Here is a 21,446-nt window from a genome sequence, read left to right on the forward strand (position 1 = left end):
TGAAAAACCTTATTTGAAATCCACTTGGATTTTGGTGAACTCAGATGGGCTCTCACTCCAGCTTTCTAAAATCGTGCCGGCCTCGCTGAGCGAGACCGATTTGGTAATAACCGCTTCAACAGGGAATGTCCCCCCTTCCAGGAGCTGGATCACGGAGTTGAAATCAGCTAACATAGCATTGCGGGAGCCAAGGATATCGAGTTCTTTCATGACGAAGAACTTGGTTTCATATTCTACTGGCATTTTAGCATATCCGATGTAGACCACTCTCCCCGCGAATGACACTTCCTCTACCGCGCTGCGAAATGTTTGCGGGAGCCCGACCGCCTCCACGATGACTTCGGGGCCGTGCCCATCAGTTAGCTCTTGAAGTTGAGCATGCAGAGATCCTTTTACTGAGTTGATGCCGATAGTCGCTCCACACCTCTGAGCGAGTTCCAGCTTATTGTCATCCACATCGATAGCGATGACTCGAGCCCCACGAAAAGCGGCACCTGCAATCACCCCGAGACCGATCGCGCCACAGCCAAAAACCGCCACGGTATCATCAGGGCTAACTCGACCCCTAGCGACAGAATGGAACCCAACCGTCAAGGGTTCAACCAATGCCAACTCCCTCAGCGAAAGTTTAGAAGACGTCAACAGCTTATCATGAGGGGCGACAAAGTACTCAACCATTGCTCCGTCCCTTTGAACTCCAAGCGTTTCGTTGTGTTGGCAGCAATTGGCACGTCCTTGTCGACATGCAGCACAAGCTCCACAAGCAGTGTAGGGCAGCACCAAGACATCTTGGCCGATTTGCCAAGTGGCAGGCACTTCAGAGCCAACCACTTCGATGGTCGCACCAATTTCGTGGCCAGGAATGCGAGGATAACTAACTAGGGGGTTCAGCCCGCGAAACGTAGTTAAATCGCTTCCGCAGAAGCCAACTACGCGGGTTCTCAGAAGCACTTCCTTTGGACCAGGGGTTGGTAGATCCTTTTCGATGAGTCGAGTACTTCCCGGTTTATCAATTAACAGTGCTTTCATGTCTGATTCCGTGGTTATGTCAGAGAATAGGCTTCTCTTGCTGTCTGCCCGAAGAAGGACAGCTGCTCGGATTTGGATAATTGTGCTGCGAATTCCGCCACAACCGCGTACCAGCGTTTGTACTCGCAGGCGACTAGGCAAACGGGCCAGTCCGATCCAAACATGAGACGACTTGGCCCAAAAAAATCCAGGACTGTATCCCAATACGGCTGAAGTTGGTCGAGCGTCCACTTATCAAAGTCCGCTTCAGTCACCATTCCTGAAAATTTACAATACACGTTTGGACGCTTGGCTAATTCAAAGATATTCTTCCGCCAAGGTTCTAAGAGGTTCTGAGCAATTTTGGGTTTGGCAACATGATCGAGCACAAAAACCTGATCGGGATGCCGATCCACAAATTCGATCGTCTGAGGCAATTGACGTTCGACAATGAGAATGTCGTATGTTAGGTCGAATTTCTGAAGCAAAGCGATACCCTGATTAAAATCCTCTCGTAAGATAAAATCGTCAGGTTCGTCTTGGATCACATGACGCACAGCAGAAAGCTTGGTATTGGATGCCAGACGTTCAAGCACGTCAGTCACACAGGGTTCGACCAACGGCACCCAACCTACAACACCGAGAATAAAATCGTTACCCTCGGCCAACTGAAGTAGCCATTCCGCCTCAACGAGGCTTTGTCTAGCTTGAACAGATATTGCGCCGTCAATTTTTACCGATTGAATCTCTGTTTGGAGGTCCGCCGGGAGAAAATCACGACGAATTCGCTGCATGGAATCGTCGATCCAATCATATTCCACCGGATCGTATCGCCAAAAGTGGTGGTGGGCGTCGATTCTCATGCCGATTCCAGAATGATGTTCGCGTACTGAATCGTATCACCTGTCCGGATTAGGCCGATAGATTGGGGAATACGTTTCTTGAACTCTTCGTGTGTTTCGTGGATCAAAGAGACCCCTTCTAGCGCAGATGCAAAACTGTCAACGACTGGTTGGGAATTGCTACTCAGAAATTCTTCAGCCATCCATGCTTTGCCGAAGTGTGCCTGTTCCCGAATTGCTCGGAGCACTTCGAGCACCTGGGGAACGCCATCGACCAACGAGATGTCAATCGTTTCGATCGTCGGCCATAAAGGAAACCCTCGATCAGCAATTACCAGCGTGTTGGTGTGTCGCACTCGACTCAAAAGTGAGAGGATTGTTGGATTGAGAATTCCCGATTTGATCACTTCATCGCCTCAACAGAAAAAAATTTAAAGGTATGGATAGTCAGCAGCAATCAAGCCTATTTGTTTGGCTTCGTCCCAAAAAGGAGCTTCGATGAAGGTCTCGACTGCAGCAACATTCTCTGCCACTCGGCGCGGCTCGCTTGTGTTAAGGGCGATTGCGGCGACTCCTGGTGGTGAAAGTCCGAATTGGATGCAAGCCGTCGCAGGTACGATCTCATGTCGCTGACAGAGTTCAAGGAACTTCTCGCGCCAAGCGAAGATTTCCCGATCGTTTCGACGGTCTGGAAGTCGATAGTCAAAAAACTTGCCTCCGATCAAGAAGCCCGCGTTAAACACGGCGGAATTAATCACCCCCACATTCTGTTCTTCCAGTCTATTCACAAAATCGAGCAAATCCGGTGGGTGGCGATAGATCGTGAGGCTGTTGGCAAACATCACCCAATCGAGTTCAACCACAGATTCGAGCTCAGCAATCAAACGCCAATCTTTGGAACCTACTCCAATCGCCTGAGTCTCGCCTTTACGTTTGAGTTCATGCAGTGCACCGTAAGCTGCGATAATGTCATCGAAACGCTTTTGGCGATCTGCAGGCGAAATGGCAGCCGCCAAGTACTCGTCAGGATCGTGGACCGAAAGCAATTGCGGTTGATAACCGTCGCCAAGGAGTTCGCAGCCTTGTTCCCAGCACTCCAGAATACCATCACGGCTGATGCGTTGCACGGCATCATATTCTAATTCGGCCCAAGCACCGGGCTCAAATGTTGGCTCGGGTGTAATGAGCGGTACACGTTTCCAGCCCAGCTTGTTGCTTATGATTACCCGGTCAGAAGGCATTTCTAGCTGCCGCAGATTGCGCCCGATCATCTCCAGGGCTAAGCCAGCTCCATACTTGCCGGCCGTATCAATCACGGCGGGAGGCGCATGATGCGCAAACCATTCCCGTGAGATCGCTAACTTGGTCTCTTCTGATAGTGCCTCGTAAAGATTCCCCAAACAACTTGTCCCATAGATGATGCGAGGAATCTCAAGCCCCGTGTGGCCTAGTTTTCGGAATTTCATTGACTATTCTCAATTTCCGCATAGCCTGTCAATGTTGGGTCAACTTCTTCATGAAGAGCCCACAGACGGGCCTGAGTATCTAGGTGTTCTCGCAGTGAGAAATCCGTAAACTGCAACAACAAAAAAGCAGATGAGAGGCAGCACAAAAGAAGCTCGCATGGATTCAAGCGTTGTTCCGCCAATTGTGAAGGGGTCCATATCAATCATTTGCCCCTGAAGTCGAGGCATGAGAGCCCCCCCCACGATGGCGAAGATCAATCCAGCCGAGCCCAGCTTGGCATCGTCGGCAGTCAGTCCATCGAGTGCGATTCCGTAAATTGTAGGAAACATGAGCGACATGCAGGCAGAAATCGCCACGAGGCAATACAAACCAGCAAATCCCTGCAGAAAAATGGTGCCTAGTGTCAGCAGCATGCCACCAATCGCCAGAATGCCGAGAAGCAATCCTGGGCTAATGTATTTTAGAAAAAACGTACATACAAATCGGCTGGTCAAAAATATCACCATCGCCACTATGTTGTATCTTTGCGCTTGTGCGGCGCTCAGACCGAGTAGTGTCATGCCATAGTGAATAATAAACGTCCAGCACATGATCTGTGCACCGACGTAGAAGGCTTGGGCGACGACACCGCCAAGATAGCGAAAATGGGCTAAGTTACGAAGCACTTGACTCAGGTGGATCGTGTCGTGGGAGTGGCCCGTATTGGGCATCTTAGAAACAGCGAACGTCAGTAATACGCCCAATACAACCAAGGCAATTACAACATAAGGAATCCGCACTATTCCAAGGTCATGTGATTGCATTTTCGCGTGGGCTATTGGTTCAGTCTCTGAGTAATCCTTCAAGGACTTGGTCACAAGCGTGTCTACTTCGCTGGGAAGCATTGTGGCATACTCTGGATGTGTGGCCATTTCATGATCGCGAAACTCGGCTACCTGCAAGTTGGGCAGTATGAATTGGCTGGCAACAAGCATGCCGGTCAGCGACCCGATGGGATTGAACGCTTGAGCCAGATTCAACCTTCTCGTGGCGGTCTCCTCGGGACCCATCGAGAGAATGTAAGGGTTGGCACTGGTCTCCAAAAACGCGAGCCCAAAGGTCAGCACGTACAACGCGATCAGGAAAAGTGAAAACTGCATATTCATGCTCGCAGGAATGAAAAGCAGTGCTCCGATTGCATACAAGGCAAGCCCCAATATGATTCCTGTCTTGAAGGAAAACTTTCGGATGATCAATGCCGCTGGAATGGCCATGGTCGCATAGCCCCCATAGAAGGCTGTTTGCACCCAGGCGCTCTCGGCAGTACTTATTTGAAAGATTTCCTGAAATGCCTTCACCAACGGGTTAGTCACGTCGTTGGCAAACCCCCAGAGGGCGAAGAGCGATGTCACCAGTGCGAAAGGAAAGAGGTAGTGCCGGGGGACGACCGGAAGTGATGCCGATTCAGAATTGAAAGAGTGGGACATAAGTTAAGATTGTCAGTTGAAAAGTGGCCTATTCGTTCACTATTACTATAGCGATGTGCGAACCAAATTAGAACCATACCTAAAAGTCAAAAATACTTGTCGCCGGAAAATGTACAAGTCGACTCTAAATCAAAGAACAAGGAGTACAATCACAGTAATGCGTGAAGTGCCCTAGGTTTCCTGGTCTAATCGGCGATATTGGCGATGAATTCGCTGCGCGTTTTTTTTTGCAAAAAATTCCGAATGCGCTACAGTAAACCCATTGTCTGTTCCTACTGCTCAAAGTGCGAAAAAACAGCAAAGAATTGCAACCCCAACGACCTTCTATCCTGCTCTAACTGACAAGGCATAGGTACAATGGATGATATCAGTATTTTCGAGATTGAGGCTTCTCTCGCTAATCGAAGCTCTGGATTCCATCTTTTCTTAAATATTAATACCGGAGCGAACTTTTTTGTATCCTTGGAAACTCATGGAATCTTATTGCCCACCAATCCTGCAAATTAGAAACCAATTGAGGACGCGATTGGTTCTTATCCTGGCTGCAGTACTATTTCCAGCATCAGCCAATGCGGTTTTACCAGAGATTGTCGACTATAATTTTCACATTAAGCCGATTCTTTCAGACCGCTGCTATGCCTGTCACGGTCCTGATGAGGAGACTCGGGAAGGGGGATTTCGTCTTGATCTGCGTGATTCGGCCTTCGGTGAGGCGGACTCTGGGGCACACCCGATCATTCCCATTAAGCCTGCACAGAGCGAGATCCTTTCGCGATTGACATCGGCTGACGAGGACTTCCGCATGCCTCCGGCGGATTCCAAGCTTTCGGTTTCTGAAGAAGAAATTGCCCTGTTACGTCGCTGGATCGAGCAAGGTGCTGAGTGGAAGCAGCACTGGGCATTTTTACCTGTCCAAGTTCCTGATGGAAAGTATATCGCAAATTCCATCGATCGCTTTGTCCTGGATCGGCTGGAACACGAAGGTCTGGAGTCAACAGGCGAGGCTACTCGCGAAGAGTTGATTCGACGAGTCTCTTTTGATTTAACAGGGCTCCCACCGACGGTAGAAGAGATTGACACCTTCTCAAGTGATTCTACAGAGAATGCATATGAGCGTGTCGTTGACCGGCTTCTACAGTCCCCCCGATTCGGCGAGCGGCTGGCAGTCGAATGGCTCGATGTTGCACGCTATGCGGATACCTACGGTTATCAAGCGGATCGATATCGGGCGGTTTGGCAGTGGAGAGACTGGGTCGTTCAGGCCTTTAATGAGAACCTTCCCTACGACCAATTCATTATCTGGCAACTGGCAGGCGATCTCTTGCCGAATGCGACGGACGAACAAATACTTGCGACTGCTTTCAATCGATTACATCGGCAAACCAATGAAGGAGGGAGCATCGAGGAAGAATTCCGCAATGAGTATGTAGTGGATCGTGTAGATACATTCGGGACTGCTTTTCTCGGCTTGACGATTCAATGTGCGCGTTGTCATGACCACAAATTCGATTCCATTACTCAGCGTGAATACTACGAGCTGTACGCATTTTTTAATAATATCAATGAGAGTGGACTTTATTCACATTTTACAGATGCGGTGCCCACACCAACTTTGCTGCAAGAAACACCCTCGAAAAAAGAGGTGCTCTCAGAGTTGGAACAGAAAATCGAGATTGCCGAGTCCGATTTAAAAAAGATTGCCGAGCAAACTCGATCTCAATTCGTGAAGGATTTAGAAAAGGGGTTGGTCTCGATTGATGGAGACGGGCCTATTGGGATCTTTTCTATGGATGGGCTTGATCGCGATTCGTTGGCGAATCGTGTTCATTCCGAAGAGTCCGCCGAACTCGAAGGCAATCCGGATCTTATATCCGGTCGATTTGGCAAGGCACTGAAGTTCAACGGTGAAAACAACTTTTCAACGGATGTTGGTGGCAAATTTACTCGCGATGACGCGTTTTCGATCAGCTTCTGGCTAAATACACCAGATGAAAAATCACGTGCCGTCGTGCTCCATCGATCGCGATCCTGGACAGATGCAGGTAGCCGAGGGTATGAGGTTTTGATTTCTGACGGGAAGCTACAAGGATCATTGATACATTTCCTGCCAGGAAACGCAATTAGTGTGAGAACGACTAACAAGCTTCCCCTGAAAGAGTGGGTTCACATCTGCTTGACTTACGATGGATCGAGTCGAGCCGACGGGCTCAAACTCTTTGTGAATGGCAACCCGACTGCTACTGAAATAATTGCTGACCAATTGACTAAAACAATTCTCTACAAAAGAGAAGAATACCTTGGTGGCGAAGAAGACTTTGCCCAGGCACATCGGTTGACGCTTGGACAACGATTTCGGGATCGTGGCTTCAAGGAGGGGGCAATCGACGAGTTACAGATCTATGATTGTGAACTAACTCCCTTAGAAGTGGCAGAACTCCACGGTGGGAATATGCTAACCGATTTGCTTGGGCGAAATAGACAGGAGTTATCTCAGCTCGAACGTGAGCAACTCTTCAAGCTCTTTGTGAATCACAATGAGAAATATCGAGACGCTTTGCAGGGGCTGAAGTTGCTCAGGCAACAGCGCAGCCGATTATTGGACGAGTTGCCAGAAATCATGGTGATGCGGGAATTGTCCCAGCGGCGACCTGCATATCTGTTGGCGAGAGGTGCCTACGACTCCCCTCAAGTAGAAGTAGTGCCTAATACTCCAAAGAGTCTGCCTGACATGAATCCTGAATTACCTCGAGATCGCCTAGGTTTAGCTCGGTGGCTGACTGATCCTAATCACCCGCTGACCGCGCGGGTTGCCGTGAATCGGTATTGGCAAATGCTGTTCGGGCGCGGATTGGTGGCCACGGCAAACGATCTGGGAAGTCAGGGGCAATTGCCATCCCATCCGGAATTGCTTGACTACCTAGCGTTCTCGTTCATCGAATCGGGCTGGGATCTCAAGGCAATGCTGAAGCAAATCGTAATGTCAAATACTTATCGGCAAAGTCCCCAATGCAATCTCGCTTTGCGAGAACGCGATCCTCACAATGAATTGTTGGCGCGTGGTCCTCAGCAGAGGCTCACAGCAGAAATGATGCGCGACAGTGCTCTCTTTGCCAGCGGGCTGCTTGTCGAAAAGCGAGGTGGTCCTCCCGTAAAGCCTTATGAACCCCCAGGCTTGTGGGAGGAGAAGGGAAGCGAGTCTTATGTTCGAGACGTCGGCGAAGGCAGTCACCGGCGAAGTTTGTATACTTTTTGGAAGCGGACTTCGCCGCCACCTTCAATGATTACTTTCGACGCGGCCAATCGAGAAGTCTGCGTAGTAAACAGGCAGATGACAACTACTCCGCTGCAAGCTTTGCTCTTGATGAACGATCCACAGTATGTCGAAGCTGCCCGCGCGGCTGCAGAGAAGTCGCTGTTACAAGGATCGGATAGCAGCACGGATCGCCTGGATGATTTGTTTCGATCTTTCACTAGTCGAATGCCAACAGGTGCAGAGCAAAAGGTGCTCAGTGAGCTTTATGAAGAACAATTGGATTACTACAAGAGCGATCGGTCATTCGCTGACAAATTCCTCAACATTGGCGATCATCAAAACGACAGAAAGATCGACCCCGCTCAATTGGCGGCGTTGACTGTTGTCGCCCAGACGATCATGAACCATTTTGATGCCATCGTTAAGTGAGTGCAAAAATGAATCCAGAAGCAGAGATTAAGCGACTTTTGACACGTCGACATTTCTTTGGTCGCACAAGTATTGGACTGGGATCAGCGGTTCTGGCTCAAATGGTGGGTGGAACCGAGAATCGTGTGCATGCTTCGGCAGGCAACGAATCGGGCGGTGTATTAAAATCCCTACATTTTGCCCCTAAGGCGAAGCGAGTGATCTATTTGTTCATGAGCGGCGGCCCCTCTCAGATGGACATGTGGGATTATAAACCGCTCTTAAACGAAAAGAATGGACAGGAACTACCGGATTCCGTACGCGGTAAACAGCGGCTCACAGGCATGTCTGGTAATCAGTCAACGCTGCCTTTGGCAGGCTCGTTATTCAAGTTTGCTCAGCATGGTCGTCATGGCACTTGGGTTAGCGAGCTGTTGCCGCACACTGCGAAAGTTGTCGACGATCTGTGCATAATTCGCTCGATGCATACCGAGGCGATCAACCACGATCCAGCAATTACCTTTTTCCAAACCGGATCGCAAATTGCAGGAAGACCCTCAATTGGATCATGGCTCAGTTATGGCTTGGGTACTGCGAATGAAAATCTCCCTAGCTTTTGCGTCCTGGTGACCAAAGCAGGGACTGGTCAACCGATCTATTCTCGATTGTGGGGAAGTGGATTTTTGCCCTCGGTCCATCAAGGAGTCCAGTTTCGAGCTGGCAAGGATCCCGTGCTCTATCTCAACAATCCTGCTGGAGTGTCTGGCCCATCCCGCCGCCGCATGTTGGACCGACTACGCGAATTTCATGAATTGCGTCTTGCAGAAACACTCAATCCGGAGGTCAATGCCCGCATCGCCCAATATGAAATGGCTTTTCGAATGCAGACCTCAGTGCCGGAGGTTACCGACATGAGTAGTGAGTCGGAGAGCACCTTTGACATGTATGGTCCTGATTCGCGTGAACCAGGCACCTTTGCCGCGAATTGCCTGCTGGCACGTAAGCTGGCAGAACGTGATGTTCGTTTCATCCAACTCTTCCACCGCGGTTGGGACCAACATTCCAATCTTCCTAAGGGGATTGCCGCGCAGTGCCGTGCTACTGATCAGCCTTGTGCGGCGCTGATTCGCGATCTCAAACAGCGGGGCATGCTCGAAGACACACTGGTTGTTTGGGGGGGCGAATTTGGCCGTACCAGTTATAGCCAAGGAAAGCTGACCGCCGACAACTATGGGCGAGATCATCATCCGCGCTGTTTTACTATGTGGCTGGCAGGCGCCGGTGTTGAAGGGGGGATGGTTTACGGTGAGACCGACCCTTTTTCTTACAATATCGTCGATCAACCCATGCACGTTCACGACCTGCATGCCACGATGTTGTATCTCTTGGGAATCGACCACGAACTATTGAACTATAAATTCCAGGGGCGGCGTTACCGACTCACTGATGTTCATGGGATCGTAAAACATGACATTTTGGTCTAGCCCGATTCTCAGAAGTTCACTGGATGATAAGCGCACCATCCAGTGTCTTGGTTTCCCCAGGGGCAAGGGAAACGGTGGTCTGTTGAGATCCACAACTAAGTATGCAAGAACCCCCTTTTGAACTGCTGATTGACGCAGTCTCAAGTTTTCCGTCTTTCCAGGCTATATCGACTTCAAACCCACCTCGCGCTCGAAGACCGGTGAACGCCCCCGTGGGCCAGGCGGATGGCAAAGCGGGCAGGACTTCCACCAACCACAATCCATCGCCTGTTCTGCGGTGCGACTGCAAGAGCATCTGGCAGATGCCGTTTGTAGCACCGAAGTTTCCGTCAATCTGGAACGGAGGATGGGCATCGAACAGGTTGGAGTAGACTCCACCTCCCTTATAATCCGTGAGAGGCGAATCCGTAAGCCTCAGCAATCCATGCAATACACGATGGGCACGATCGCCATCTCGCAAGCGAGCCCAGAAGTTGATCTTCCAGGCACGAGACCATCCCGTTCCCTCATCGCCACGAAAATTGAGGGATTTTTCTGCAGCACCAAACAGTTTCGGAGTATCTGGGGTAATTTCCTCTCCAGGAAATAGTCCCCAGAGATGAGACACGTGGCGGTGGTCATTGCTCGGATCGTCGATATCCTCAAGCCACTCCTGCAGCTGACCATGCTGGCCGATTTGATTCGGAGCTATGCGAGCTACACGTGAACTCAGCTCCATACGAAGATTCTCGTCAACCTCAAGGATTTCAGCAGCCTCAATCGTACTGGCAAACAGCTCGCGTATGATTTGATGATCCATTGTTGGACCCATCACCAGCCCCCCTTGCTCAGGAGAATTGCTGGGGCCACTGATGAGCCAGTTCTGATTCTCACGGGGATCCTCAACAAGGTAATCCGCAAAGAATTCGGAAGCACTCTCCATAATGGGATACGCTTTCTTGCGAAGGAATTCCTCGTCCCCTGAATAGAGATAGTGCCACCATAAATGTTGACAAAGCCATGCTCCGCCTGTGGGCCAGATACCATGATTTGCGGCATTGATCGGAGCTGTGCCACGCCAAAGATCAAAATTATGATGCAAAACCCAGCCCGGAGCATCGTAATGAACGCGGGCAGTCTCACCACCCGACTGCGATAATTCACTGATTGCTTGGAATAGGGGCTCGCTGCACTCCGGGAGGTTACAGGTTTCCGAGAGCCAATAGTTCATTTCCGTATTGATATTGACGGTGTACTTGCTATCCCAGGGCGGGCTAAGCTGGTCGTTCCATAACCCTTGTAGATTGGCGGGTTGGCAACCTGGGCGACTGGAGGCAATCATCAGATAGCGGCCGTATTGAAAGAATAGCGACTCTAATTCCGGGTCAGGATGCTCCGCATACCGAAGTACACGCTGGTCAGTCGGCAAATCCACATTTGGCGAAGGCCCCAAGTCGAGCGTCACCCTCCTGAATAGCCGTTGATAGTCATCAAGGTGATCCGCTCTCAATTCTTCATAAGATTTATGGTGAATTTGTTCGAGGTCTTGCTGGCTACGTGACACCGGATCTGCTGATATATCCTGGAAATCGACAAAACTTGTTGCCCCTGTAAGAACCATTGTTGCACTGCTGGCGTCTGTTACCCTCAGCACTCCGTCTGAAATCGAAGTATTGCCATCCGTGTGTAGAACCTGGAGATGAGAGGCGAATCGCATCCTGCTTGCGATAGTTCCAACCCGGTTGAGTTCGGTATCACGTACGCGCCCAGTCATGACCACAGTGCGGTCACCTGCAGGAGCAAGGGAGACATCCGTTTGTGGACTACTCATTCTCGCAGTAAACGCCAGTCCTTGCGGCGAATCGCAGTTCACGTGAATGACTATTGCCCTATCGGGATAACTAGCAAACGATTCTCGTTTGTACTGAATCCCATTAACGCGATATTTCGTAGATGCAATTGCCGTGTCGAGATTAAGTGAACGTCGACAGTCCTCAAAGGCATCGTGTCCAGTGAATTCAAGGACAAGATCACCAAATGGCTGGTATGCCATTTGTCGCATCGGAACCGACATGAAATGATCTGTCGCCAGTCGTTCCGCTTCACGCTGTTTCCCTTCGAATAACAGTGATCGAATACGTGGCAAATATTCTGCCGCACCGGGATGGGCGTAGCTGTGGGGACCTCCGGTCCAGAGGGTATCCTCGTTAAACTGGTATCTTGCTTGGGCAGTTCCTCCAAAGACCATGGCTCCCATTCGACCATTTCCGAGTGGCAGGGCTTCGGTCCACTGCTTGGCGGGAGCTGAGTACCAGAGTTCCAGTCTGGATTCATTTGAAGTTATCGTGGAAATACCTTCAGCCGACTTGGCAGGAGGAACCCACGAGAAAGCCACACAGAGTGTCAACAATGCTGCCAGGAAATAGCTTTCTAGAAAACTTTTTATCATGGCAACTTCGCCGTAAGCGGCCCCAAACTCGGAGACCGCCCGATTTCTTGTCCATCGGCTAGGATTACCAAACCCTTGCCACGATGGTATCGCGCTCCGTTACGGTCCCAGAAAACTGTCAAGGTTTGACCGTGGTACTGCACGCCATCGAGGCAGAACCAATCCCAAACATCTTTGGGGATGAGCGGGTCAATTTCTATGAAATTATCATCCCGAGGCACGATTCCAACCAAACCAGAGATTATGAGATCATTAAAAGTCGAGTGATTGTAGAAGCGACTTCGCTCGGCCTTCGGGCCAGTAATCAGCCAATCGCCAGTTTGTTCGTCATAGTATTCGCCGATGTAGGCCATCCCATCTTGCTGTTGGGCTTCAGCGTACAACATCAACTGGTCGAAGAAATCTCGTTTGGTGACAAAAGATTGAGGGGCACCCCGCAGAAGGTTTGCGAGCCCATTCAAGGTCTGGCTCGTTGCAAAGGGCCAGACGGCACCGTCCCACTCGCAAGTGCCGGTGCCGTGAGTGCGAAACTCTGGGTGTCGTCTTTCGGCAGTGGTGAGTCCCCAGGGTCCACGGAAACCAGCAGGATCAATTAGTTGCGCCCATGCCTCTGCGTGTTCTGGTTCGGCAAGATCAAACATCCAGGGTATGAAGCCAATCGCTTCGCGAGCGGTAGAGAATTCACCGTTTTCAAGGACTACTTTAAAGAACTGGGAATCCTTGTCCCAGAGTTGTTCATTTAGAAGAGTACGCAACTCCTCTGACTTCTTGGCAAATTCTTGGCTGAGTTCCGACTTTCCCGCCAGATCTGCAATGCGGGATATCGCCAGGGCGTTGGCAACCATATAGCTGTTGATCGTTGGGCGAATATTCTTGACACGTCGACCTCCGCTGATCGATTCTTCCATGCCATCTTTAACATCGTGCTGCCAGAAAAGACCGTCGTCTCTCTGGCGTTCACCCTCCCAAGTTCGATAGTCTGCGACCAAATCTTCCAAAATGCTTACGAGAAAACTGCGATCTAAGGTGACGAGATAACGGTCGTACAATGCCACAGCCGCCCAACTACTGAACTTATGGAAGTGTTCTGCCGGGCCTCCGCCAGGTCCTGAGCGGAGCCAGAACAGCGTATAGTCATCGAGGAATGTCTGGTCATGCAACCAGCGGCCTTCAGCTACCTGATGTCCAAAGGCACATGAGACAGTGTTGTAATCTCCAGCGTGGCTGACGGGGAGGATAAACTCCGTCAAGACCATGCCTACGGGTGTCCGCTTCATGTGTTTTCGGTAAGTCCACCAGCGGAAATAGTACATTTCTTCCAGGCGCGTGGAGGGACATTCAAACAGTGGCGCTTGATCGACCATCCACAGCCAGGAATCTGCATTTGGAATCTCATTGACTACCTGCTCGTTATCACAGGCGTTGAATCGCTCGTAATGATGAGCGAAATCATCAGGCTTAAGAACCGCCGCCTCTGCATGAGCAGAATTGAAGTCCGATCGCCAAAGCAAGAGCGAGCCACAAACTAAAGCAAGTCGGATCAAGAAAGTAATCGCTTTTGGCGGAGCATTGAGCATTGTGGAAACTAGCAAAAAGACGTCACGATCTCAGCAAGAAGTCAATTGTCTGGTTAATACTAGCTGCGAGAATGACATTGAACAAGTCGCTATACATTTAGTGGAATTTGACAGGAAACTAACGTAGAATCACTGTTGCAGGCAGAGGTTAGTCTTCTGCAACCAGTGACACCAATTCATTCAGCGAACTCTCAAAATGCTCGAACTCTCAAAACCATTTCTTACAATTGCCCAGTTGGTGATTGCGTGTATTGGGGCCAGAGAGTCGGGATTTATTTTCGCGGCGGAAGTCGTAGACACTTCGCATAGCCAATTCGCAGTGGTTCGACCTGTTGGTTTTGACGAGGTGCATTGGACAGAAGGATTTTGGGCAGACCGTGTCCGAGTGTGCCGGGAGAAATCCATCCCGGCTATGTGGGATCTCATGAAAGGCCACAAATACAAACCCTTCTTAGAGCATTTCTTGATTGCGGCTGGACGTGCTGAAGGTGATCATCATGGAGCGAAATGGAATGACGGCGATTTCTACAAATGGCTCGAGGCGGCTATCGCCACGGTCGCTGTTACAGATGATTCACAACTCAAAGCGGCCATCGACCAATCCATCGAAGCGATCAGCCAGGCCCAAAGCCCGGATGGGTACATTCATACACCGGTGCTCATTGCCCAGCGCAACGGGGACAAGAACGTGAAGCCTTTCCAGGATCGGCACGCGTTTGAGATGTACAACATGGGTCACTTAATGACGACAGGTTGTCTGCACTATCGCGTGACTGGCGAAAAAACACTTCTCGACATCTCCAAGAAAGCGGCGGATTACTTAATCGAGACATTTCGTGATCCCACACCAGAACAGGCCCGCAATTCAATCTGTCCTTCCCATTATATGGGGGCCGTTGAGTTGTATCGCACTACCGGCGATGAACGCTACCTTGAGCTAGCAAAGACCTTTCTGACCATGCGTAACTTGGTTACGGAGGGAGGAGACGACAATCAGGATCGGATACCTTTCGTAGAACAACGAGAAGCAGTGGGACATGCAGTAAGAGAGAATTATCTCTGCGCAGGTGCAGCTGATTTGTATGCCGAGACGGGCGAACCAGATTTACTGGTTCCGCTGGAATCTATCTGGGAGAACATGGCCCACAAGAAGATGTATATTACAGGGGCCAGTGGAGCATTGTACGACGGTGCCTCGCCAGATGGATCCGACGACCAGGCACACATCACACGTGTACATCAAGCTTATGGGCGGAACTACCAACTCCCCAATACCACGGCGCACAATGAGACCTGTGCGAATATCGCCAACTTAATGTGGTCGTGGCGAATGTTTCAAATCTCGGGTGATGCTAAATACTTGGATGTACTCGAACTTGCTCTCTACAACAGCATTCTGAGTGGCGTCAGCCTGAGTGGTACAGAGTATTTCTACGTCAATCCGTTGCGAGTCGTCGATCCCTTGCCGACTGAGCTACGGTATCCTCGTACTCGACAGCCATTCTTTGTGTCCTTCTGCTGTCCGCCCAATTTATTGCGCACAATTGCTGAACTCAGCGGCTACGTTTATAGCATGAGCCACGACGCCCTCTGGCTGAACCTGTATGGGGCCAACACGCTTTCGACTGAACTTCTGGGGAAGCCGTTGCAGATTTCACAAGAGACGGAGTACCCCTGGAATGGAACTGTGAAGCTTCAAGTCGAGGCTTGCCCCGAGCAGGAGTTCGCCCTGAACCTCCGAATACCCGGTTGGACAGACGGGGCGACGGTTAAAGTCAATGACAAGCAGCAAAAGATTGAGATCACGGACAAAGGATTTTTTGAACTACTTAGACCATGGAAAGTTGGCGACCGGGTCGAACTAGATCTACCGATGCCAGCGAAGTTGATAGAGGCGAACCCCTTAGTGGAAGAAACAACGAATCAAGTAGCATTTCAACGCGGACCGATCGTTTATTGTTTAGAATCGGTTGATTTGCCAAAAGATGTGGAACTTGAGCAAGTGCTTATTCCTAGGGATATAAGTCTTCATGAACGTTTCGATGCTAACTTCTTGCAGGGGGTCATCTTGCTCGAGGGAACTGCCGTGGCCAAACAGATTGCGGAATGGGGTACAGAGCTTTACCGCGAAGTCGAGAAAGCACCTACTCAGGAGTTCCAGCTACGCCTAATCCCCTATTACGCTTGGGCAAATCGAGGACCAACTAAAATGTCTGTGTGGTTGCCGCTGCAGTAGTCTAATCGAGGCAACGAATGGCTTCTCTAGGGTTCGATCTTTGAAATCCAGAGCGCCTTTGATTTCGGCGACAGCTTAACACTGCCTTCGGCACGCATGTTGGATTTATCGATGATCTTCCCTGTGCTCGTATCTATCCAGTTCATTCGGAATTTTTTTATCGCAGTTGGGAGAGACAGTATGAGTTCAGCTCCTGGATTCTGGGTATAGATCAGCAGATCTCCCTCGGGCGACGCCAAGCACCACTGCTCTTCGCCCGTGATAATGTCGTCCGTGGGGACCATCTGAGGTACTTTGCGAGCCAATTCAGGCGGCAGACTCACAATCGGCAGTGAACCACCTCCCATGAGTACTGCCCAACCCTCTGTGGGACTCCGACATTCAAGATCCGCATTGTAAAGCACCACTTTCTCCGGGTACTTGTTCCGGTATTCGCTTACAGATTTGACAATCGAGCCAAAGGAGGCCGCCTCAGGTCTCAATTGACGCATGTGCTGACGAGGTGCAAGATACTTCCCCCCTTCTGGCGCGTACAACTGGTAATTCTTGTCATAGGTCCAATAGCGGATGTCGATGACATCGACATGGGATTCTCGTACAGGATCCGCCAGTATCGAGTCTTGCACATCCTTGGTGCAACTAAGTCCAACTAGCACATTCGTATCGGTCTCCTTTTCCCATTCAACAATGGTATCGATCCAGAACTGGACAAATTCCAATGGCCCCGTGAATTCAGCGCTTGTCAACTGAATGACATTGGTGGAATCAGCGAATGCCTCCAGGCAATGACGGATGTAACGACGATGGAGTGCCCGCATGTCGGGATTGGAAACGTCGTAGAAGTGCTGGGCCATGAAGAGGCGCTTGTCGCCGATATAAGGAGGCGGCTCTGGGAGACCCGTCTGATTGATATTATTTACCGGTCTCCAAGGGCAATCGGCCCAGTGTGCGCCGGCCTCCAGGATGTTGTGCTGAAAATAGTTGTTGTGAACGAGTAACAAACCATTTTCATCAAACAGCTTTGCAAATTGAGTTAAACGGTTCCAATACCATGGGTTGTAATTCGTTAAGTCGTATTTGCTCAAGCCGTCCCATGCGACTCCTTCCCCACTTCTGACAAAAGGTTGCTCGTAGAATGGTGGGGCCGCGGCACCATCTGCACGCCTTACCATCAGATGATCATCTCGGCGGCGGTCGTACCACAGGCCGTAGTGATGTTCATAAGATATCGTGCCGCTCCAAACCATGTCTTCCACCACCGTTTCAACATCTTCCGTGAGGCCGACTCCTTCTCTACCAGGGACAAACCGTGTGATGTTGTGACCAAACTCTACTGCCTCTCCTGGGCGGAGGGAACCTCTCCACCAGCTTGGCTTAAGGCGTTTTCCTATCATGAGTTGCCTATCTGCAACGAACCACCCATTCTCGACAGACAACGTTTTGCCGACCTCCGAGGCTTGCATGGGTGACGATGAATCACTTTGAGCATTTCGCGAGGCGAGATCGTCAAGCTCAATCGCATTTTGAAGTACGTCCGTCTGGGAGCCCAAGGACCTATCTGCCGTGGACCTCGCGATATTGCTTTGGATGATGTCCAATAGTCGCTTCGCTGGCTTCTCAGACTGCTTGAGGAATTTTGCCGCCTCTTCGTAACTAGGGTTTGTTGCAGCAATAGGCTTGCCCAAAATCGGATCGATCCGGCTGCCAGCGTCTTTTCCAATTCGCTGCCGTAGCTGTGCCTGATACAAGCTTTGAGGCTTGACGAATTCACTCAAGCTTTCGAAAACTCCATCCCCGGCGGGAGTTGCCCACACTCCGATCGCCCAGTTGTTTGCGCCGGGTGGACGAAAGCATCGGACGTTTGCCGCTCGACATTGCCAAATCACACAATTCGCGGCAGACCACCCAGTAGCGGGTGGCGTGTTCCAGCGATTTTGAAGTTGAAGATCGTTTCCGTCGATGCGGACATTGTCATAGAGTACACCCGAGGCCCAACTCTCAATTGGGCCACTTACACCAAGCGCCTGATCAGCGCGGCAGTTTACAAACGCATTCGGACCAGGGGCGCAATGCCCGACAGAAAAATCATGACGGCCCAACTCCGACCAACAGCGGTTAAAGAAGGCTAGTTGCCCTAATGTGAAAAAAGTATGGCGACGATAACCTCCATTTTCTGATATCGGCGCCAGCGAAACGCAATCTTCTACTTTTATCGAAATTGTATTTCGGCCCAAAAAAACCGCTCCTCCGGCGAAATGTTCAAAGGTAGTGAGTCGTACCCATGCATCCTGGACATTATCCATCGTGATACCAAACCAGGAGTGATCTTCATCATTGAGATTCTGCTGATCATAGCTCGACTTTAGCCGAAGGTCTTCGATGCCGACATATTGAAGTCTCCCAGGCCAGTCGTAGATTTGGACCAATCCGCCTCCGAATCGTTTGTCCAGCGAAGTCGTGATGGGTGCATCGACAGTTATCGTGTTTCCCGAGACAGAGGTGACAATTCGATCCCAATTAATATCCCTAGAACCGGGTCTCCAGCCAATGCCCTCCGCTCTCCCACCAACCTCCTCGATCCACTCTGCCGTACTAGGGCGGGTGATCACGACCGGGTCACCTACCGAGAAAGAATCAGCTGAGTCGAGAGAAAACTCTTTCGATCCCACGGCGACGTAGTTCTCTTGAATTTCCTGGATGGCTGGTTTGTCGCGAAATACTCGGTCGTTCACCCCGATAACCTTGATGATTGCTCGGCGATCTTGACCTGTTGCAACGATGGTGGTCCCCCCTTCACCAGCGCCCGACCCTTGCAGAACGACTCCGGAAGCCTTGATGACAATCTGACCCGCGACTTGAAATTCTCCCGAGGCAAGTCGCACTGCACCCCGAAAGCCGTCATCGTCAACAGGTAGTCCAGCTACATAATCAATGGCTGCCTGAATTCGCTTGCCATCATCCCCTTCAACGGGCTTCACTCGAACCCGAACTGGAATCTGTGGAACGTTGCTGGAACCATTGTCATAGCCGCAATACGAAAAATCAGGAATTATGTTGCCTTGCGAATCGGGGGCGTAACTCAAATCCCCTTCAGCTGACAGTCTCACTGCAGGTTCAGCAAAGGAAACTGCAGACAGGCTCACAAGAATCAATAGGCCGGCCAGGCCTTGAATCCTCGCTAGATAAGAGATGAGCGTGGATCGTTCGAGTTCATCGGTTCGCACTGCTTTGTCTACCTTGCTAGTCACTGGAATTCTCACTTCTGTCGTTGTTATCAGTTTTTGAGAGTCTGTGCCTTCGAACTTGCATCGCCAGGATTGATCCGGAGATGTTCATCCACGGACTGAAGACAGCCGCAGCCAGGCCGACGGTCCCGAGTTTGCCCATGAACCTTGCCAGACCGGATGCCATCCCACCATTTTGCATTCCGACTTCGAATGCCACGGTAAGTGCCGAATTCTTATCGAGCCCAGCAAGCCGACTGAGTGAGTATCCAAGCCCATATCCGGCAAGATTATGGATTATTGCTGCGAGGATTAGAGCCATGCCAGCTACGAGGAGATTGTCTCTTCCGGCCGCTGTGGTCACAGCGGTAAAGTAAATAATACCAAACATCGAGATTAAATGAATATTTCGATCGATCGAGGGAAACCTGCTTGCAACAAAGTGATAAGCGACTCCAAACGCCACAGCACCGCAGGTCATTAGGATTGCTTCGAAAACCGGCGTAGATATAGGAAAATCGAAGGATTCGAACGCTTGGTAGTCTTTCAACAGCAATAGAATAATAATTCCTGCGCAAATTAGGGCCAGTGAAACGACGATTCTTTTTTTCTGCACTGAAGAATGTTTGAGATAGTCATGCAACATTGCTGCGCCGATGGGTACCAGTACTATTTTGACAATTTCGAGTAACATTGCCCTAGAATCAATCTCAACAAATTCGCCCGCGAGCATCTGCATCCAGAAAGTTGTGGCGAGAGGAGCAAATAATGTGGCTACTGCAGTGAGTGTGATCGAGAGGGCCAAATTAGCCCCAGCAAGAAAGCACATGACGTTGGAAGCCAAACCACTAGAACAAGAACCAATCAGTACGACACCAGCAGCAATTTCCGGGGGGAACGCGAACAACTTTGCCAAGGAGTATCCCAGAAGCGGCATGACAAGAAACTGCAGTCCCACCCCTATGATGACCGGGTAAGGCATCTTTGCCACCCCTGCAAAGTCCTTGAAGCTCATCTTAGTGCCCATTCCGAACATCACCAATTGAATAATAATCAGAAACAACCACTTGTTCTGAAGATCGATTGCGGAGACCTGAAAGAACTTAAAATCAAACGGGCCAAGACTGAGAAAGAAGTTCGGATAGATCATTGCCGATACTACGGCAGCCAGGATCCACAGAGTGAAACGATAGCCTGAAAGTTGCGGAAATGCTCCGAAGCCAAGTGCAGTTGCCACCGCGAAGACCACCGCCGCCGGGTGCCAGAGCGTGGCTGAGGCACAGAATACCCCAACGAGGACGAACAAAAGTGCTAAGACCGCAATACCGAGGAAGAGTTTATTCGCAGTTGCCATGCTATGAGACTAAAGCACAGTCGCAAGATAGTCCACTGCGAGGGATGGGCTCGATAGAATAGGTGTCTTGATCTCATCTCCCTTGAAGTCACTCATTACCCTTGCCATGGAAGCTTGAGCCAAGACTATGACGTCTACTGTCGGAGCAAGCCTCTCGATAGCTTCCATCACGGCGGCATCATGGCTCTCTAGGTCATCAGCGAGGAATGCCTCAAATGCCCCAGCACAGAGTTCTGAAACTATATTGACTTCCTTACCAACCTTGACTGCATGACGTCGGATGAGGTCGACGGTTGGGACCAAGGTTGTGGACAAAGTCGCGATCACTCCAATATTCGTTCCTATTTTTACGGCCGCTTCAGCTAAAGGCTGGTCCACACGCAATACAGGCTTGTGGAGCCGCGACTGAGCGGCATCAACTGCAGGACCGATCGACGAGCAAGTCACCATAATATAATCAGCGACAGTGTCTTCGGCTGTCGTAAGATGGTGCAGGACTCGTTCCAATGTGTCGGCTGTTAATTCTCCATCTGCAATCACATCCCGTATAAGACTCGCATCCTCGATGTGAAGTAAATCCACATCAAGCAGCTTTTCCTTACACAACCGTTCGAATACGGGTGCGAGCGTGGAGGATGTGTGAACCAGGGCAAGCGTTTTGCGATTCATTTTTCTAATCTTAATCTCGATCGTAGCGAT

General features: G+C 50.4%; 13 protein-coding genes. 3 read left to right on the forward strand and 10 right to left on the reverse strand.

Annotated elements, in window-relative coordinates:
• Positions 1–9: 9 nt before the first annotated feature.
• Genes Pla144_RS11760 through fucP form a run of 5 tightly spaced genes read right to left on the reverse strand, consistent with a single transcriptional unit; the run spans position 10 to position 4,783 of the window.
• Positions 10–1,029, reverse strand: a complete 1,020-nt coding sequence (locus tag Pla144_RS11760) for a zinc-binding alcohol dehydrogenase family protein (protein ID WP_146450864.1) — start codon at positions 1,027–1,029, stop codon at positions 10–12.
• A gap of 14 nt (positions 1,030–1,043) precedes the next feature.
• Entirely contained in the window at positions 1,044–1,871 is an 828-nt protein-coding gene (locus tag Pla144_RS11765) for an amidohydrolase family protein (protein ID WP_146450865.1), read from the reverse strand.
• Complete coding sequence (locus Pla144_RS11770; protein WP_146450866.1) at positions 1,868–2,257, reverse strand: RbsD/FucU domain-containing protein; 390 nt, start codon at positions 2,255–2,257, stop codon at positions 1,868–1,870. The genes Pla144_RS11765 and Pla144_RS11770 overlap by 4 nt, the downstream gene beginning before the upstream one ends.
• Before the next feature lie 24 nt (positions 2,258–2,281).
• Positions 2,282–3,316, reverse strand: coding sequence for an aldo/keto reductase (locus Pla144_RS11775; protein WP_146450867.1), 1,035 nt, complete (start codon positions 3,314–3,316; stop codon positions 2,282–2,284).
• A 48-nt stretch (positions 3,317–3,364) separates the two neighbouring features.
• Positions 3,365–4,783 (reverse strand): L-fucose:H+ symporter permease, encoded by a 1,419-nt coding sequence (gene fucP, locus Pla144_RS11780; RefSeq protein WP_146450868.1) that lies wholly within the window; start codon positions 4,781–4,783, stop codon positions 3,365–3,367.
• Positions 4,784–5,255: 472 nt separating this feature from the next.
• Between fucP and Pla144_RS11785 the strand changes: the two genes are divergently transcribed.
• Positions 5,256–8,465 carry a DUF1553 domain-containing protein gene (locus Pla144_RS11785; protein ID WP_146450869.1) on the forward strand — a complete coding sequence of 1,070 codons (3,210 nt, stop codon included), beginning with the start codon at positions 5,256–5,258 and terminating at the stop codon, positions 8,463–8,465.
• 8 nt (positions 8,466–8,473) lie between these two features.
• Complete coding sequence (locus Pla144_RS11790) at positions 8,474–9,928, forward strand: DUF1501 domain-containing protein (protein ID WP_146450870.1); 1,455 nt, start codon at positions 8,474–8,476, stop codon at positions 9,926–9,928.
• Positions 9,929–9,944: 16 nt separating this feature from the next.
• Here the strand turns inward: Pla144_RS11790 and Pla144_RS11795 are convergent, their stop codons facing one another.
• The gene (locus tag Pla144_RS11795) at positions 9,945–12,356 is read right to left on the reverse strand and encodes a glycoside hydrolase family 95 protein (RefSeq protein WP_146450871.1); all 2,412 of its coding nucleotides are present in this window, start codon (positions 12,354–12,356) and stop codon (positions 9,945–9,947) included.
• A complete protein-coding gene (locus Pla144_RS11800; RefSeq protein ID WP_197530604.1) occupies positions 12,353–13,900 on the reverse strand; it encodes an MGH1-like glycoside hydrolase domain-containing protein in 1,548 nt (515 codons plus the stop codon). The genes Pla144_RS11795 and Pla144_RS11800 overlap by 4 nt, the downstream gene beginning before the upstream one ends.
• Positions 13,901–14,129: 229 nt before the next feature.
• Between Pla144_RS11800 and Pla144_RS11805 the strand changes: the two genes are divergently transcribed.
• Positions 14,130–16,169, forward strand: a complete 2,040-nt coding sequence (locus tag Pla144_RS11805; protein ID WP_146450872.1) for a glycoside hydrolase family 127 protein — start codon at positions 14,130–14,132, stop codon at positions 16,167–16,169.
• Between the two features lie 26 nt (positions 16,170–16,195).
• Here the strand turns inward: Pla144_RS11805 and Pla144_RS11810 are convergent, their stop codons facing one another.
• Genes Pla144_RS11810 through Pla144_RS11820 form a run of 3 tightly spaced genes read right to left on the reverse strand, consistent with a single transcriptional unit; the run spans position 16,196 to position 21,416 of the window.
• Positions 16,196–19,417, reverse strand: coding sequence for a DUF6298 domain-containing protein (locus tag Pla144_RS11810; RefSeq protein ID WP_146450873.1), 3,222 nt, complete (start codon positions 19,415–19,417; stop codon positions 16,196–16,198).
• Positions 19,410–20,747 carry a bile acid:sodium symporter family protein gene (locus tag Pla144_RS11815; RefSeq protein WP_146450874.1) on the reverse strand — a complete coding sequence of 446 codons (1,338 nt, stop codon included), beginning with the start codon at positions 20,745–20,747 and terminating at the stop codon, positions 19,410–19,412. Before Pla144_RS11815 ends, Pla144_RS11810 begins: the two co-directional genes overlap by 8 nt.
• 9 nt (positions 20,748–20,756) lie before the next feature.
• Positions 20,757–21,416 (reverse strand): aspartate/glutamate racemase family protein, encoded by a 660-nt coding sequence (locus tag Pla144_RS11820; RefSeq protein ID WP_146450875.1) that lies wholly within the window; start codon positions 21,414–21,416, stop codon positions 20,757–20,759.
• Positions 21,417–21,446: the final 30 nt, after the last annotated feature.

The sequence above is a fragment of the Bythopirellula polymerisocia genome (assembly GCF_007860015.1).
In the GTDB taxonomy this organism is placed as follows: Bacteria; Planctomycetota; Planctomycetia; order Pirellulales; family Lacipirellulaceae; genus Bythopirellula; species Bythopirellula polymerisocia.